The organism is Candidatus Pelagibacter ubique HTCC8051 (assembly GCF_000472605.1).
GTDB classification, from domain to species: Bacteria; Pseudomonadota; Alphaproteobacteria; order Pelagibacterales; family Pelagibacteraceae; genus Pelagibacter; species Pelagibacter communis_B.
This window is the reverse complement of sequence record NZ_KI421440.1, coordinates 725,856-743,439: the sequence shown is the minus strand read 5'-3', so window position 1 is coordinate 743,439 and position 17,584 is coordinate 725,856. Positions and strand designations below refer to the sequence as shown.

The window sequence follows — 17,584 nt, the reverse complement described above, 5'->3', positions numbered from 1 at the left end:
CAGAGGTAGATGATTTTAAAAACAAAAATAATTGGCGTGGTGGTTTTTGATTTAAAGGTTATAAATTAATCATTATTTTCAAATAAAAAATATCAAAAATAGTTATTATGGCTGATTTTTGGAATATTAATAGACCTTGACGTAAGTGTACTAAAAGATATAAAACACTGTACTTTTGGGTAATGGGTGGTTAGCTCAGTTGGTAGAGCATCTCGTTTACACCGAGGGGGTCAAAGGTTCGAGTCCTTTACTACCCACCAAAAGTAAATAAAGTGGGGGTGTAGCTCAGTTGGTTAGAGCGATCGCCTGTCACGCGATAGGTCGAGGGTTCGAGTCCCTTCACTCCCGCCACTTAAGTCTCGATTCGGCTAACATAATACTAAACTACTGATTTTGTTAACTTTTTTAGCTTACTAACTGTAAATAACTGATTTTGTTATCTTTTTTTTTATCAAAAATGTGACGTATCAACGCTTCAACATAAAATAAAAACTGCTATACAAGCATCCATGTTATCTGAATTTTTAAAAGATTACTTACCAATTATAATATTTTTAATCATCGCTCTAGGATTGAGTTGTGCATTTGTGGTAATTAATTTTATTCTCTCGCCAAAAAAACCTGATCCTGAAAAACTATCAGCTTATGAGTGTGGTTTTGAACCCTTTGAGGACTCTAGGATGGAGTTTGATGTAAGATTTTATCTGGTAGCGATACTATTTATAATTTTTGATTTAGAAATTGCATTTTTATTTCCGTGGGCAATCTCCCTTGGAAATATTGGATTATTAGGTTTTTCATCAATGATGATCTTTCTATTCATTCTAACAATTGGTTTTATTTATGAATGGAAAAAAGGCGCTTTAGACTGGGAATAAAATTATTAATTACAATGAATAATCAAATAGATCAAGTTCCAGAAGAGTTTAAACAACTTGCAGACGACTTCAGTAAAAATGGATTTATAACTACATCACTAGATAACTTGATAAACTGGTCAAGATCTGGATCACTGCACTGGATGACTTTTGGACTTGCATGCTGTGCCGTTGAGATGATGCAAACTGCCATGCCTAGATATGATCTTGAAAGATTTGGTGCTGCACCAAGAGGATCACCAAGACAATCTGATGTTATGATTGTAGCTGGTACTCTTACAAACAAAATGGCACCAGCTTTAAGAAAAGTTTACGATCAAATGCCCGAACCAAGATATGTGATATCAATGGGTAGTTGTGCGAATGGAGGTGGCTACTATCATTATTCATACTCAGTTGTTAGAGGATGTGACAGAATTGTTCCTGTTGATGTTTATGTACCAGGATGTCCACCCTCAGCAGAAGCTTTATTGTATGGAATACTTCAATTACAAAAAAAAATTAGAAATAAAGGTTCGTTTATTAGATAGATATGAACAGTTTAGAAGATTTAGAAAAAAAAATTAATTCAGAGTTAACTACTAAAATTAATAACACTGAAGTTAAACATGATCAGTTATATATTGAAATTGATAAAGATGATTTAATTGATGTAACACTTTTTTTAAAAACAAATCAGGAAACTAAATTTAGACAATTAATTGATGTTACTGTTGTAGATTATCCAGATAATCCACAAAGATTCAAAATGGTTTATCTATTTTTAAGTCATGAATTTAATCAAAGAATTATTTTGACTTATTCAATAAATGAAAATGAAGTAATTTCATCGTTAACAAATATATATCCAGCTGCTAATTGGATGGAAAGAGAGGTTTTTGACATGTATGGTGTATCCTTTAAAGATCATCCAGATCTTAGAAGAATATTAACCGATTATGGTTTTGAAGGTCATCCTTTAAGAAAAGACTTTCCTTTAACCGGACATAGCGAGGTCAGATATAGTGAAGATCAGAAGAAAGTTATTAGTGAACCAGTTAAATTAGAACAGAATTATAGAAATTTTGATTATGAAAGTCCTTGGGAAGGAACAAAGTATATCAAAGAAGAAATAGACAATAATGACAAAAAAAATTAAAAATTTAAATTTAAATTTTGGGCCTCAGCATCCAGCTGCTCACGGTGTTTTAAGATTAATTTTAGAACTTGATGGTGAAGTTGTAGAAAAAGCCGATCCACATATAGGTTTACTTCATAGAGGAACTGAAAAGTTGATTGAAAATAAGACTTATATGCAAGCAGTACCTTATTTTGATAGATTAGATTATGTTGCCCCCATGAATCAAGAGCATGCATTTGCATTAGCTATTGAAAAAATATTAGATATAGATGTACCAATCAGAGCTCAATATATAAGAGTAATATTTTGCGAAATAGGAAGAATTTTAAGTCATATTTTAAATGTTACTACCCAAGCACTTGATGTAGGTGCCCTTACACCTTCTTTATGGGGATTTGAAGAAAGAGAAACATTGATGACTTTTTATGAAAGAGCATCCGGATCAAGATTACATGCAAATTATTTTAGAGCTGGAGGTGTTCATCAAGATTTACCTCATGGATTAGAAAATGATATTGGTAAATTTTGCGAGTCATTTCCAAAAATTATTGATGATCTTGAAAGTTTATTAACCGATAATAGAATTTTTAAACAGAGAAATGTTGATATTGGAATTGTAACTAAAGAAGATGCTTTAGATTATTCTTTTTCTGGAGTTATGGTCAGAGGATCTGGAATACCTTGGGATTTGAGAAAATCTCAACCTTATGATTGTTATGATCAGCTAAATTTTAAAATACCTATTGGAAAAAATGGAGATTGTTACGATCGTTATTTATGTAGAATTGAAGAAATGAAGGAAAGTGTCTCTATTATAAAACAATGTTTAGCAAGGATGGAAAAAGGACCAATTAAATCATTAGATGGAAAGATAAGTCCACCATCAAAAAAAGATATCAAACAGTCTATGGAAGCATTAATTCATCATTTTAAACTTTTTACAGAAGGTTATAGAGTTCCTAAAGACGAAATTTATACAGCTGTTGAAGCTCCTAAAGGTGAATTTGGTGTTTATTTGATTTCAGATGGATCAAGCAAACCCTATAAATGTAAAATTAGAGCCCCAGGTTTTTCACATCTACAATCGATGGATTATTTAATTAAAGGTCATATGTTGGCTGATGTCCCGGCAGTTCTGGGTTCTTTGGATATTGTATTTGGGGAGGTGGATAGATGAGTTTGAGAAGACCTGCAAAAGAACAACCGGATACATTCGAGTTTAATTCTTCATCTTTAGAAGCTGCAAATACAATAGTTTCAAAATACCCTAAGGGTAAACAACAGAGCGCTGTTATGGCTTTACTTTATATAGCGCAAAGACAGAACAATAATTGGATACCACTAGCTGCAATGAAATACATAGCTAAATTTTTAGAGATGCCTTACATCAAAGTTTACGAGGTTGCCACTTTTTATACAATGTATAATTTATCTCCTGTTGGAAAATTTTTTGTACAAGTTTGTACAACTACCCCATGCATGATTAGAGGAGCTAATAAGCTTGTTGAAGCTTGTAAAGAAAAAATTTCTGAACATGAGTCAGAGTTATCAACTGACAAGAGCTGTTCTTGGATGGAAGTAGAATGTCTAGGAGCTTGTGTTAATGCTCCAATGATGCAAATTAATGATGATTATTACGAGGATCTTGACAAAGAAAAAACTTTAGAAATTTTAGATAAGATTTTAAGTGGTGAAACGCCAAAACCTGGTTCTTACAGAGGTCGTGTGAATAACGAACCTGAAAATAACAGAAAAACACTCATGGATTTAAAAAATGCTTAAGGATAAAGATAGAATTTTTCAAAACTTATACAACGATTTAGGGTCAGATGTTTCATCATCTCAAAAAAGAGGTGATTGGGTTAATACTAAAGGATTAACAGATAAAGGAAGAGATTGGATAATCAATGAGATGAAAACCTCTCAACTAAGAGGAAGAGGTGGTGCTGGATTTCCAACAGGATTGAAGTGGTCTTTTGCACCCAAAGAAGTTGGATCAAGACCTCATTATTTAGTAATTAATGGTGATGAGTCTGAACCAGGTACCTGCAAAGATAGAGATATCTTAAGATTTGAACCACATAAATTAATAGAAGGTTGTCTTATCGCCTCATATGCTGTTCAAGCTCACGTTTGTTATATTTATATCAGAGGTGAGTATTTTGTTGATGGTCAAAAACTTCAAGAAGCAATAGATGAAGCTTACGAAAAAAAATTAATTGGAAAAAATGCTGCTGGTACTGGGTGGGATTTAGATATTTACATTCATTATGGAGCTGGAGCATATATTTGCGGAGAAGAAACGGCCTTACTTGAAAGTATTGAGGGAAAAAAAGGGCAACCAAGATTAAAACCACCTTTCCCAGCTTTAATTGGCCTTTACGGATGTCCAACGATTATTAATAATGTAGAAACAATAGCAGTAGTACCTACTATTTTAAGACGAGGGGGAGCGTGGTTTGCCTCACTTGGCAGAGAAAAAAATACTGGAACTAAAATTTTTTGTATTTCAGGAAATGTAAATAACCCATGCAATGTTGAAGAAGAAATGAATATTCCTCTAAAAGAATTAATCGAAGTTCATGCGGGAGGTATTATTGGAGGTTGGGATAATTTACAGGCTGTAATACCTGGTGGATCTTCAATGCCACTTATTCCTAAAGAAAAGTGTGAGACATTAACTATGGACTTTGATTCTCTTATGGCTGAAAAAAGTGGACTAGGTACTGCTGGCATAGTTGTAATAAATAAAGACCAAGACATAATTAAATGTATGGCCAGAATTGCTAGATTTTATAAGCATGAAAGCTGTGGTCAATGTACACCATGTAGAGAAGGATCAGGATGGATGTGGAGAATGTTAGAACGTATGGCAAAAGGTGAGGCGACAAAAGATGAAGTTGATATGTTAGGTGATGTCACTAATCAAATCGCAGGTCATACAATATGTGCTTTTGGCGAGGGTTCTTCTTGGCCTGTTCAAGGTCTTTTAAGACATTTTAAAAAAGAAATTGAAGAAAGAAATAACTTAGAACTTGTAGTAGAGAAAAAAAATACAATTCCATACTTGGTAGACCAACACTTACTAGATAAAAAAAATGCTTAAATTAAAAGTAAACAACATTGATGTAGAAGTTGAAGAGGGTTTAACTGTTCTTCAAGCATGTGAAAAAGCAGGAGTTGAAATTCCAAGGTTTTGTTATCATGAAAAACTCTCAATAGCAGGAAACTGTCGAATGTGTTTAGTTGAAATGGAAAAATCTCCTAAACCAGTAGCTTCATGTGCTATGCCTGCTGCAGAGGGTATGAATATTAAAACAAATACAGCCTTTGTTGAAAAAGCAAGGAAAGGTGTAATGGAGTTCTTACTTGCTAACCATCCTTTAGATTGCCCAGTTTGTGATCAAGGTGGAGAATGTGATCTTCAAGACCAATCAATGTTTTATGGTGTAGATAAATCTAGATTTAAAGAAAATAAAAGATCTGTACCTGAAAAAAATATGGGTCCCTTAATTAAAACTCAAATGACAAGATGTATACATTGCACTCGTTGTGTAAGATTTGCAACTGAAGTAGCAGGAGTACCAGAACTCGGTGCAATTGGTAGAGGTGAAGATATGCAAATCACAACATATTTAGAACAATCAATGCAATCAGAGTTATCAGCTAATTTAGTGGATTTATGTCCAGTTGGAGCACTGACATCAAAACCTTATGTATTTGAAGCAAGACCTTGGGAGCTTAAAAAGACAGAAACCATAGATGTTATGGATGCAATTGGATCAAATATAAGAGTTGATACTTATGATTGGGAAGTAAAAAGAGTATTACCAATTATAAATGAGGATATTAATGAAGAGTGGATTTCTGATAAAACAAGATATGCTTGTGACGGTTTACTAAATCAAAGATTAGACACACCTTTGATAAAATATAATGGTAAATTTGAAAAAGCTTCCTGGGAAGAAGTTTACAAAATTATAAAGTCAAAATTTGAAAATACATCCAAAGAAAAAGTATGCGGTTTTGTTGGAGATCTTACCAATATGGAAACTGGTTATATTTTTAAAGAGTTTTTCGATCGAACTTTAGACTCACAAAACTACGAGTCTAGACCAGATAATCGATTTTCTGATTTCAAAAAAAGAGAAAATTATCTATTTAACTCTACCATAAATGGTATCGAAGAATCTGATTTAATTTTTTTAATTGGAGCTAATCCTAGATATGAGGCAACAATTTTAAACGCAAGAATAAGAAAATCTTATTTAAATAATAATACTAAAATTATTTCACTAAATGATTTGGGAGATTTAACTTATCCTTATGAATCCTTTGATGGAAAGACTGAAACATTAAAAGATATTTTTGATGGTAATCATGAAATCTCTAAAAAAATAATTGGTGCAAATAACCCCACGATTATTATTGGTGAGTCATTATTAAATTTAGGCTCATCTAAATATTTCTTTAATAGTATTAAAAATTTTCTTACACAAAATAAAAAAATTAGCGAAGAATGGAATTCTTTTAATATTTTATCATGTGATGCATCAACTGTAGGAAATTATGATCTTGGAATAATAAATGAAAGTAATAATTTATTAGAAGATTTGCAAAATCATAAATTTGATATTGTGTATTTGATGGGTCAAGACAATTTGAATTTTGACAAGAAAGATGAGTTTATTATTTATCAAGGTAGTCATGGAGATAAAGGCGCTGAAATAGCTGATATTATTTTACCCGGTTCTGCTTACACAGAACAAGATGGATATTTCACAAATTTAGAAGGCAAGCTACAAAAGGCGTACAAAGCTTCATATCCACCAGGTGAGGCAAAAGAAGATTGGCAAATCATTAATGAACTTGCTGAATTAATGAATAATAGAAAATTATTTAACGATAAGGAAGAATTAGAAAGTAGCATGCTAAACTTTCTTAAATTACAGAAAGAAAAACAAGATAACAAAATTGACGATTATACTGAAATTGATGAAAATGAATTTAAGAGTGAAATTTTAAAAGTTACTGTTAAAGAATATTATTTTTCTAATGTTGTAGCTAGATCCTCTAAAACTATGATTGAATGCAATAATTCAAAAATAAACTTAAAATCTACAGGTACCGAAGGATAAATGGAATATTTAAACATTGCTTTCCAAGAAGTTTATAAAATACTATTTTTGTTAGTTCCTGTTCTTGTGTCTGTTGCATTAATAGTTTGGCTTGATAGAAGAGTTTGGGCGTTTGTACAAAAAAGACAAGGCCCAAATGTTGTTGGACCATTTGGTTTACTTCAATCACTTGCTGATGCATTAAAATATATTTTTAAAGAAATTATTATTCCATCTAGCTCAAACAAAGTAATTTTCATCTTAGCACCTATTGTTACAATGACCTTAGCTTTAATTGCCTGGGCCGTAATACCATTCAGTGCAACTCAAGTTTTAGCTGATATAAATGTTGGAATTTTATATTTATTTGCAGTTTCTTCATTAGGAGTTTATGGAATTATTATGGGTGGCTGGGCATCAAACTCAAAATATCCATTTCTTGGAGCCATAAGATCTGCTGCCCAAATGGTTTCTTACGAAGTTTCCATTGGTGTTATAATTATTAATGTTTTACTTTGTGTGGGTTCATTGAATTTAAATGATATAGTTAAAGCCCAACAAAGCCTTTGGTTCATTATTCCATTATTTCCAATGTTTGTAATTTTCTTTATTTCTGCATTAGCGGAAACAAACAGACCTCCATTTGATTTACCTGAAGCAGAAGCAGAATTAGTTGCTGGTTATCAAACTGAATATTCTGGAATGATGTATGCAATGTTTTGGTTAGGTGAGTATGCTAATATCTTATTAATGTGTGCAATGGGAGCCATTTTGTTTTTAGGTGGATGGATGTCTCCAATTGAAATCTTTCCATTCACAGTAGTACCAGGTGCGATTTGGCTTATATTGAAAATATTATTTTTGTTTATCTTATTTGCTCTAGTTAAAGCTATCGTTCCTAGATATAGATATGATCAGTTGATGAGACTTGGATGGAAAATCTTTTTACCTCTATCTTTAATTTGGGTAGTGTTAACTGCAAGCTACTTGTTTTATTTCAATCTTTTACCAACTAATTAATTATGAAAATATCAAGATTTTTTAAAACAATATTCATGACAGACTTTATTGGAGGTTTGTTGATTGCAATTAAAGAATTATTTAAACCAAAGAAAACGATCAATTATCCTTTTGAAAAAGGTAAAATAAGCCCACGTTTTAGAGGAGAACATGCTTTAAGAAGATATCCAAACGGAGAAGAAAGATGTATCGCTTGTAAATTATGTGAGGCTGTGTGTCCAGCTCAAGCAATTACAATCGAGTCTACTGCTAGGGAAGATGGTAGCAGAAAAACGACTAGATATGACATTGATATGATGAAATGTATATATTGTGGCTTGTGCGAAGAATCTTGTCCAGTTGACGCAATAGTTCAAGGCCCAAATTTTGAATTTTCTACCGAAACTAGAGAGGAACTTTATTACACTAAAGAAAAACTTTTAGATAATGGAGATAGATGGGAGAATGTTTTAGCAGCAAATATCAAAGCTGATAATCCATATAGATAGATCCATGATAGCTCATTCAATTTTTTTTTATACTTTTTCAATCATAGCTGTGATTTCAGCTATAATGGTTACTGCATCAAAAAATACAGTTCACTCAGTTTTCTTTTTAATCTTAGATTTTATTAGTATTTCTTGCCTATTTATAATGATAGGTGCTGAATTTTTAGGAATGATAATGCTGATTGTTTATGTTGGGGCAGTTGCAGTTCTATTTTTATTCGTAGTTATGATGTTGAATGTAGCTCAACAGAAAAATCAATGGTTTGCCTCAAAAGAAAGTTCTAAACATATACCTGTTGGTTTAATTATTGGCACAATAATTTTTTTTGAATTAATAATAGTTATTGCTGGCTGGAAATATAAACCTGATTTATTTAATATTAATAATTCATTTAAAGCTTTTAGTGTAAGTAATACCCATTCATTAGGACAAGTACTTTATACTGATTATATCCATATTTTTCAAATAAGTGGAATGATATTATTAGTAGCTATGGTTGGTGCCATTGTTTTGACTTTTAGAAAAAGAGAAGGTGTTAAAAAACAAAGTTACATAAAACAGATATCAAGAGAAAGATCAGAGGGTGTTCAAGTGTTAGAAGTTGAAACCAACAAAGGAGTTAAGATTGATGAATGAAATTGGTTTGGGACATTATCTAACTTTGGGAGCAGTTATTTTTTCAATTGGAATTATAGGTATATTTTTAAATAGAAAAAATATCATTGTAATTTTAATGAGTATCGAATTAATTCTCCTTGCGGTTAATATTAATTTGGTAGCTTTTTCAATTTTTTTAGGAGATCTTGCTGGACAAGTATTTACCCTATTTATTTTAACAGTGGCAGCTGCTGAGGCCGCAATTGGGTTGGCAATTATCGTAGTTTATTATCGAAATTCAGGAACTATCCGAGTTGAAGAAATAGATAAGTTGAAAGGGTAATTATGGAAATTTCTATTTTATTTCTTCCACTTATTGCTTCAATTATTTCAGGTTTTTTTGGAAAATATATTGGAGATAGAAACTCAGAAATTGTTACTAGCGCTCTTGTTTCAATATCTGCGCTGTTATCAATTTTTGTATTATATCAAGTAATTATAAATCAATATGAAAAAAATATTGTTATAGCTACTTGGATAAATTCAGGGTCATTGGATGTAAATTGGTCGATGTTAATTGACCCATTGTCAGCTGTGATGTTGGTAGTAGTAACTTCTGTTTCGTCTTTAGTTCACATTTATTCAATCGGTTATATGTCTCATGACCCTCATAAGTCGAGATTTATGGCATATCTGTCGTTATTTACATTTGCAATGTTAATGTTAGTTACTTCAGATAACTTTATTCAACTATTTTTTGGCTGGGAAGGGGTTGGACTTTGTTCATATTTCTTAATTGGTTTTTGGTTTAAAAAAGAAAGTGCAAATGCCGCAGCAATTAAAGCTTTTGTTGTAAATAGAGTAGGTGATTTTGGTTTTGCACTAGGAATTTTTTTAGTTTTTTATTTATTTGGTACTGTTAATTATTCAGAGGTATTCCAACAAATTCCAACAGTTGTAGATAAAAATTTACTCTTTTTAGGTTTTGAAGTTAAAGCTATAGATTTAATTTGCTTATTATTATTTATTGGTGCAATGGGTAAATCGGCCCAAATTTTGTTACATACGTGGCTACCAGATGCAATGGAAGGACCAACACCAGTATCTGCATTAATTCATGCTGCTACAATGGTAACAGCTGGTGTTTTTTTGGTTGTTAGATGTTCACCAATTTATGAATACTCACCTCTAATATTAAATTTGATAACTATTATTGGAATGACGACAGCTTTTTTTGCTGCAACAGTTGCATTAGTTCAAACTGATATAAAAAAAATAATTGCATATTCAACTTGTAGTCAATTAGGCTACATGTTTTTTGCAGCTGGTGTGGGTGCTTATAATGTTGCAATGTTTCACTTATTTACACATGCATTTTTTAAAGCTTTATTATTTTTAGGTTCTGGTTCTGTAATTCACGCATTTAAAGATGAGCAAGATATTAATAATATGGGAGGTGTATGGAAGAAACTTCCTTACACTTATGCTTTGATGATTATAGGAACATTAGCATTAACAGGTTTTCCTTTTCTTTCAGGTTTTTATTCTAAAGATGCAATTATTGAATTTGCATATTTAAAAGGAAACACTACTGGATATTATGCTGCTGGAATTGGGATTTTTACAGCATTTCTAACCTCAATATATTCATGGAGACTAATCTTTAAAACATTTCACGGTAAATATAATAATAAAGAGGTAAAAATTGAGGAGACACACGAGTCCCCATTAGTAATGTTGATACCCTTAATAATATTATCTATTGGAGCTATATTTGCTGGTTTTTTATTTAAAGATTTATTTATTGGTCATGGAAAAGACAATTTATTTTGGGCAGAGTCTATCAAATTTTTAGAACCATTAAGTACTGAACATCCACCAACATGGTTTTTGCTAATGACACCTTGTTTGGTATTACTGTCTATACCAATTGCTTATTACTTATTTGTCAAAAATAAAGAATTACCAAATGATATAGCTAATATGAATAAGCCATTATACAAGTTCCTAGTTAATAAATGGTATTTTGATGAATTGTATGACGTCATTTTTATAAATCCCTCAAAAAAATTAGGATTATTTTTTTGGAAGTTTTGTGATGGAAAATTAATTGATGGTTTTGGACCAGATGGAATTTCATCATTTATAAAAAAATGCTCAATAAAAGCTAATAAATTTCAAAGTGGTTTTATATATCAGTATGCTTTTGTCATGTTATTAGGCTTTTCAGCCTTGTTAACTTTTTTAATAGTCAAATAATGAACTTTCCGATTCTTTCGTCTTTAATTCTACTCCCTTCAGTTGGAGCACTTTTTTTATTTTTTACAAAAGATAGAGAAGGAAATAATTCAACAGCAAAATATGTTGCCTTATTCACATCAGCTGTAAATTTTTTTATTTCTATTTATTTATGGATCTCTTTTGATCAATCAACATCTAATTTTCAATTTATTGAAGAAAGAATATGGATTGAAGGTTTTATTAATTACAAAGTAGGTGTAGACGGAATTTCTATTTTATTTATCATATTAACAACATTTATAACTCCTCTATGTATCATTTCAGTAAATAATTCAGTCAAAACAAGGTTAAGAGATTTTTTAATAGCAATACTAATTATGGAAAGCTTTATGATTGGAGTTTTCTGTGCACTTGACTTAGTTGTTTTCTATTTATTTTTTGAGGCTGGCTTAATTCCAATGTTTTTAATTATAGGTATTTGGGGCGGACCCAAAAGAGTGTATTCAGCTTTTAAATTCTTTTTATATACACTTCTGGGCTCCGTACTGATGTTAGTTGCAATTATTTCAATTTATTGGATCTCAGGCACTACTGATGTGATTAAACTTTATGAACTTGGTATTGATGCAAAGTATCAAAATTTATTATGGTTAGCTTTTTTTAGTTCATTTGCAGTAAAAACACCTATGTGGCCAGTTCATACTTGGTTACCTGACGCTCACGTTGAAGCTCCAACTGCTGGGTCAGTATTACTAGCCGCAATTTTGCTTAAAATGGCTGGATATGGATTTATTCGATTTTCATTAGGACTTTTTCCAATTGCATCAGAAATTTTTACTCCTTTAATTTATACTTTAAGTGTAATAGCAATAATTATCACATCTTTAATTGCGTTAATGCAAGAAGACATGAAAAAGCTTATTGCTTATTCATCAGTAGCTCACATGGGCTTTGTGACATTAGGAATATTTACTCTTCAACAGCAAGGTATTGAAGGAAGTATAATTCAAATGATTAGTCACGGTTTAGTATCAGCTGCATTGTTCTTATGTGTTGGGGTTGTCTATGATAGGATGCACTCAAGAATGATCAGCACTTATGGAGGAATAGTGACAATCATTCCTAAATACTCAATTTTATTTATGTTATTTACTCTTGCAGCACTAGGTTTACCCGGGACAAGTGGTTTTATTGGAGAATTTTTAATTTTAATGGGTGCTTTTAAAGATAATTTTTTAGTCGCTGTCTTAGCTAGCTTAGGTGTAATTCTTGGAGCTGCTTATATGTTATGGCTCTATAAAAGAGTGGTTTTTGGAAAGTTAATCAACGATGATCTTAAGAGAATGATTGATCTAAATAAATCAGAATATTTTATTTTAGCTTGTTTGGCAGTACCAACATTATTTTTTGGTTTCTATCCTGATCCATTAATTAATACAATAGAGGTTTCGGTTAAAGATCTAATTAATATGTATAATTTAAATATTATAATTAAATAAAATGGATAATCTTAATTTAGTATTACCTGAAATATTTATCTCACTATCAATCATGTTTTTATTAGTTTTAGGTGTTTTTAAAAATGATAGTTCAAAAATTATTTTTAACATTTCATTATTGGTTCTTTTAATAACAGCGATAATTACCTTTAACGAAACTTCTAGTATTAATCGAGTAACTTTGTTCAATAATAGTGTTGTAATTGATTATATGTCGTCACTGATGAAAATTATTACATTGTTTGGTGCTTTTTTAGTTTTAGTTATCTCGTCAACTTATCTTAAAACTTTTAAAATTTATAAAATTGAATACCCAGTTTTAATATTAAGTTCGGTCTTAGGTATGATGGTAATGATCAGTTCAAATGATCTAATGGTATTCTATATGGGTTTAGAATTACAGTCTTTAGCCCTTTATGTATTAGCAACTTTTAACAGAGATCAATTAAAATCATCTGAGGCAGGCTTGAAATATTTTGTATTAAGTGCTTTATCGTCAGGATTGTTGTTATACGGCTGCTCATTAATTTATGGTTTTTCAGGATCAACAAACTTTAATGTAATTTCAGATCAACTTAATTCAAATGAATATGTTTTAACTTTTGGTATTGTATTCATACTTGTAGGACTAGCATTTAAAATTTCAGCTGTGCCTTTTCATATGTGGGCTCCAGATGTATATGAAGGATCACCAACATCTGTTACTTTATTTTTCACAATGGTACCTAAAATTGCTGCATTAACAGTATTTATAAGATTTTTATATGTTCCGTTCTTAAGTTTAATCGATCAATGGCAAATGATAATAGTATTCTTATCTTTAGCATCTATGCTTTTTGGTGCAATAGCAGCTATAGGTCAAACTAACATTAAAAGACTTATAGCTTATAGCTCAATTGGACATATCGGTTATACCTTAGCTGGTTTAGCAACAGGTTCTAACGAAGGAATTCAAAGTTCAATAATTTACATATCAATTTATGTTATTATGAACTTGGCTTTATTTTCTTGTTTGTTAATGCTGAAAAGGAATAATAAATATTACGAAGATATAGATGATCTTTCGGGATTATCTAAAAACCACCCTCTACTATCTTTATCTTTATTAGTTATACTATTTTCTTTAGCGGGAATTCCACCATTAGCTGGTTTTTTTGCTAAATTTTACATCTTTAAGGCGGTGATTGAGCAATCAATGTACTTCTTAGCAATCGTAGGCTTGTTATCCACTGTTATTGCAGCATTTTATTATTTAAGAATTATAAAAATAATATACTTCGACAAAGAAAAAGAAAAATATGATGAAGACCACAGTCTTTGGTTAAAATTTTCACTTACATTTTCTACAATATTGATTCTTTTATACTTCATTTTCCCAAGTCAACTAATTGATGTGGTATCAAGAATTAATATTATCTGATGAGACTCAAGAAATTTAGATTTAAAAAAGTTAATAGCACAAATAATACAGCAATTAGAATTATTAAATATTCTAATTTTAAATTTGGTATGGTCACAGCTGACACACAATTAAGTGGTAAAGGTCAATACGGAAAAAAGTGGATTTCTAATAAAGGAAACTTATTTGTAAGTTTTTTTCATGAAATTAAAAATATCAATATATCTCTTTCCACTCTAACAAAAATAAACTGTTTGTTAGTTAAAAAAACTATAGAAAAATATTACAACAAAAAGATAGTATTTAAAAAACCTAACGATTTATTAATTAATAAAAAAAAAATTAGTGGAATTTTACAAGAAATAATTTCTGTTTCAGGAAATGAATTTTTAATAGTGGGAATAGGCGTTAATCTAATCAAAAGTCCTAAAATTAAGAATTATCCAACAACAAATTTATCTGAATTGATTAATAAGCCTATAAATAAGATTAATTTTGAAAATGAATTGAAAGTAATTTTTGTAAAAAATTTATCAAGAATGTATAAAATTAATAATAAAGTTAATAAAAGATAAATGCATATACTGGGTGATATTGGAAACACAGATACTAAACTCTGTTTAGTTTCTTCAAAAAATAAAATAATTAAAAAAATAACTTTTTCATCGAAAAATTTAAGTCAAAAAAAATTAAGTAAATATTTTAGTTTACTCAAACCTAATTACCAAGAAATTAATAAAATTTTATTTTGTAGTGTTGTACCAAAATCTTTTAATTTAATTAAGAAATTTCTTTCTAAAAAAACTAAAATTAATTGTTACGAAGTAAAAAATTTAAATTTAAAATCTTTAATTAAAATAAAAGTTAATTATAAACAAGTTGGTTCAGACAGAATAACCAATGCAATAAGTCTGATTAATAATAAGAATAATTTTATTATTCTTGATTTTGGAACAGCAACAACATTTGATGTATTGATCAAAGACACTTACACTGGAGGAATTATTGCTCCTGGTATTAGCCTTTCTTTAGATACTTTATCTGACAAAGCGACACTAATTCCTAAAATTAATCTTAAAATGATTAAAAATGTCATAGGGAATGACACTGTATCAGCAGTTAGATCTGGTTTTTTTTGGGGTTATGCAGGTTTAATTGACAATATTGTTAAATTAATTAAGAAAGAAACTAGAAAGTCTTTTAAAGTAATAATAACTGGAGGATTTTCTAATTTATTTAAAAAATCAATAAATACGAAAGTTTATCACAATAAAGACATTACAATTAACGGTCTAATCAAAATTTCAAAATTAATTAAATAACATGAAAGATGAATTATTATTTTGTCCACTAGGTGGATCTGGTGAAATAGGTATGAACATGAATTTGTTTGCTTATGGTAAGCCAGGTGAACACAAATGGATAATGGTTGATATAGGTGTTACCTTCGCTGATGATACACTTCCAGGTATTGATTTAATCTATCCTGATCCAGGATTTATAGTTGATAAGAAAGAAGATCTTTTAGGAATTGTTTTAACTCATGCTCATGAAGATCATATTGGGGCTATAGCGCATCTGTGGCCACAACTTGAGTGCAATATATTTGCTACTCCATTCACGGCAGTTCTTATTAAAGAAAAATTTAAAGAAAAACACATAGATATAACCAAACATCTTAAAATAGTACAATTAAATGGAACGATTGATTTAGATCCTTTTAAAATTGAATACATAACATTAACTCACTCAATTCTAGAACCAAATGGCTTAAGAATAGAAACACCAGCTGGGGTAATTTTACATACAGGAGATTGGAAAATTGATCCAGAACCTTTAATTGGTGGAAAAATAAATTCAAATAGACTTAAAGAAATAGGTAAAGAAGGTGTTCTAGCAATGATATGTGACTCAACTAATGTTTTTAGCTTGGGTAAAGCTGGCTCAGAACTAGATGTTAGAAAAAGTATGTTAAATATCATGAGTAGTTTGAAAAAAAGAATTATTATTGCTTCTTTTGCTTCAAATGTCGCTAGACTAGAAACAGCTTTTTATTGTGCTAAAAAAACTAACCGACAAATATCTTTAGTTGGAAGATCAATGCATAGAATATTCAAAGCAGCTAGACAATGTGGTTATTTAAAAGATGTTATTGAGCCCATTGATGCTAGAGAGGCTAAAAATATTGCAAGAGAAAAAATAGTTTATCTTTGTACGGGTAGTCAAGGTGAGCCAATGGCTGCACTAATGAGAATAGCTAAATATACTCATCCAGATGTATTTATAGAAAAAGATGATACTGTTATATTTTCATCTAAAATTATTCCAGGTAATGAAAAAAAATTATACAATTTACAAAATCAATTAGTTAAAGATGGTATTGAAGTAATTTCTGAAGAAAATGAATTTGTTCACGTCTCAGGACATCCAAATAGAGATGATCTTAGAGAAATGTATGAATGGGTAAAACCACAGTGTGCTATCCCTGTTCATGGAGAGCACAGACACATGATAGAACATATGAAGTTTGCAAAAGAAATGAATGTACCCAACCCTGTCCAGGTAGAAAATGGTGATATTGTTAAGTTATATCCTGGAAAACCTGAGGTATATGACAAAGCACCAAGTGGCAGACTTTATGTTGATGGCAACATTAGTGTTGTTGAGGATGCTCCTTCCATTAAAGATAGAAAGAATTTGAGTGCAAATGGATATATTGAAGCCACTATATTAATCACACCAAAAGGCAATATTCACAAAAGACCAGTTTTAACTTTTAGGGGTATTCCAGTTGATGATACTGAAGAATTTGTATACGGTTTAGAGGATGCGATCGAAGAAATTACTAGAACCTTTAAACTAGGAAGCAAACAACAAGAACATAATCTAATTGATGCACTCAAGATAGCTTGTAGAAAATTTTCAAAAGAAAAAACTGGAAAAAAACCTTTTACAAATATTAATTTGATAAGAATTTAATGAGTGTTACCGGTTTAGCTATAATTTATATAATCATATGGTGGATTGTTTTTTTTGCTATTCTTCCAATTGATGTAAATAGATTAAAAACAGTTAAAATAGAAGGTGAAGATCCTGGATCACCAGAAAATCCTAAAATGCTTAAAAAGTTCTTATATTGTACTGGAATTACAACAGTTATTTTTATTATAATTTATCTATTAATTAAATTTGAATATTTAAATTTAAGAAATATTATTAATTAA

The 17,584-nt window shown here is 30.3% G+C and carries 18 protein-coding genes and 2 tRNA genes; all 20 read left to right on the top strand.

What is annotated here, in order from left to right; genetic code table 11:
• Nucleotides 1-184: 184 nt before the first annotated feature.
• Nucleotides 185-260 (top strand) — tRNA-Val (locus F754_RS0104050).
• A 14-nt stretch (nucleotides 261-274) separates the two neighbouring features.
• Nucleotides 275-351, top strand: a tRNA-Asp gene (locus F754_RS0104045).
• 158 nt (nucleotides 352-509) lie between these two features.
• Nucleotides 510-878, top strand: coding sequence for an NADH-quinone oxidoreductase subunit A (locus F754_RS0104040; RefSeq protein ID WP_023648635.1), 369 nt, complete (start codon nucleotides 510-512; stop codon nucleotides 876-878).
• A gap of 8 nt (nucleotides 879-886) precedes the next feature.
• A complete protein-coding gene (locus F754_RS0104035; RefSeq protein WP_023648634.1) occupies nucleotides 887-1,408 on the top strand; it encodes an NADH-quinone oxidoreductase subunit B in 522 nt (173 codons plus the stop codon).
• A gap of 2 nt (nucleotides 1,409-1,410) precedes the next feature.
• Nucleotides 1,411-2,016: an NADH-quinone oxidoreductase subunit C gene (locus F754_RS0104030; protein ID WP_023648633.1), complete on the top strand. Its 606-nt coding sequence runs from the start codon at nucleotides 1,411-1,413 to the stop codon at nucleotides 2,014-2,016.
• A complete protein-coding gene (locus F754_RS0104025; RefSeq protein WP_023648632.1) occupies nucleotides 2,000-3,175 on the top strand; it encodes an NADH-quinone oxidoreductase subunit D in 1,176 nt (391 codons plus the stop codon). Before F754_RS0104030 ends, F754_RS0104025 begins: the two co-directional genes overlap by 17 nt.
• A complete protein-coding gene (nuoE, locus tag F754_RS0104020; protein ID WP_023648631.1) occupies nucleotides 3,172-3,780 on the top strand; it encodes an NADH-quinone oxidoreductase subunit NuoE in 609 nt (202 codons plus the stop codon). The genes F754_RS0104025 and nuoE overlap by 4 nt, the downstream gene beginning before the upstream one ends.
• Nucleotides 3,773-5,104 (top strand): NADH-quinone oxidoreductase subunit NuoF, encoded by a 1,332-nt coding sequence (gene nuoF / locus F754_RS0104015; RefSeq protein WP_023648630.1) that lies wholly within the window; start codon nucleotides 3,773-3,775, stop codon nucleotides 5,102-5,104. The genes nuoE and nuoF overlap by 8 nt, the downstream gene beginning before the upstream one ends.
• Nucleotides 5,097-7,136, top strand: coding sequence for an NADH-quinone oxidoreductase subunit NuoG (locus tag F754_RS0104010; protein WP_023648629.1), 2,040 nt, complete (start codon nucleotides 5,097-5,099; stop codon nucleotides 7,134-7,136). The genes nuoF and F754_RS0104010 overlap by 8 nt, the downstream gene beginning before the upstream one ends.
• Entirely contained in the window at nucleotides 7,137-8,135 is a 999-nt protein-coding gene (gene nuoH / locus F754_RS0104005; protein WP_023648628.1) for an NADH-quinone oxidoreductase subunit NuoH, read from the top strand.
• A gap of 2 nt (nucleotides 8,136-8,137) precedes the next feature.
• Nucleotides 8,138-8,623, top strand: a complete 486-nt coding sequence (gene nuoI, locus F754_RS0104000) for an NADH-quinone oxidoreductase subunit NuoI (RefSeq protein ID WP_023648627.1) — start codon at nucleotides 8,138-8,140, stop codon at nucleotides 8,621-8,623.
• Nucleotides 8,624-8,627: 4 nt separating this feature from the next.
• A complete protein-coding gene (locus F754_RS0103995) occupies nucleotides 8,628-9,260 on the top strand; it encodes an NADH-quinone oxidoreductase subunit J (protein WP_023648626.1) in 633 nt (210 codons plus the stop codon).
• Nucleotides 9,253-9,564: an NADH-quinone oxidoreductase subunit NuoK gene (gene nuoK / locus F754_RS0103990; RefSeq protein WP_023648625.1), complete on the top strand. Its 312-nt coding sequence runs from the start codon at nucleotides 9,253-9,255 to the stop codon at nucleotides 9,562-9,564. The genes F754_RS0103995 and nuoK overlap by 8 nt, the downstream gene beginning before the upstream one ends.
• A 2-nt stretch (nucleotides 9,565-9,566) precedes the next feature.
• Nucleotides 9,567-11,480, top strand: coding sequence for an NADH-quinone oxidoreductase subunit L (gene nuoL, locus F754_RS0103985; protein ID WP_023648624.1), 1,914 nt, complete (start codon nucleotides 9,567-9,569; stop codon nucleotides 11,478-11,480).
• The gene (locus F754_RS0103980) at nucleotides 11,480-12,961 is read left to right on the top strand and encodes an NADH-quinone oxidoreductase subunit M (RefSeq protein ID WP_023648623.1); all 1,482 of its coding nucleotides are present in this window, start codon (nucleotides 11,480-11,482) and stop codon (nucleotides 12,959-12,961) included. The genes nuoL and F754_RS0103980 overlap by 1 nt, the downstream gene beginning before the upstream one ends.
• A gap of 1 nt (nucleotide 12,962) precedes the next feature.
• Entirely contained in the window at nucleotides 12,963-14,381 is a 1,419-nt protein-coding gene (gene nuoN, locus F754_RS0103975; RefSeq protein WP_023648622.1) for an NADH-quinone oxidoreductase subunit NuoN, read from the top strand.
• Nucleotides 14,381-14,935 carry a biotin--[acetyl-CoA-carboxylase] ligase gene (locus F754_RS0103970; RefSeq protein ID WP_023648621.1) on the top strand — a complete coding sequence of 185 codons (555 nt, stop codon included), beginning with the start codon at nucleotides 14,381-14,383 and terminating at the stop codon, nucleotides 14,933-14,935. The genes nuoN and F754_RS0103970 overlap by 1 nt, the downstream gene beginning before the upstream one ends.
• On the top strand, nucleotides 14,936-15,682 hold the full coding sequence (locus F754_RS0103965) for a type III pantothenate kinase (RefSeq protein ID WP_023648620.1): 747 nt from the start codon (nucleotides 14,936-14,938) through the stop codon (nucleotides 15,680-15,682). It begins immediately after the preceding gene.
• A 1-nt stretch (nucleotide 15,683) separates the two neighbouring features.
• Entirely contained in the window at nucleotides 15,684-17,339 is a 1,656-nt protein-coding gene (locus F754_RS0103960) for a ribonuclease J (protein ID WP_023648619.1), read from the top strand.
• Complete coding sequence (locus tag F754_RS0103955; RefSeq protein ID WP_023648618.1) at nucleotides 17,339-17,584, top strand: DUF1467 family protein; 246 nt, start codon at nucleotides 17,339-17,341, stop codon at nucleotides 17,582-17,584. Before F754_RS0103960 ends, F754_RS0103955 begins: the two co-directional genes overlap by 1 nt.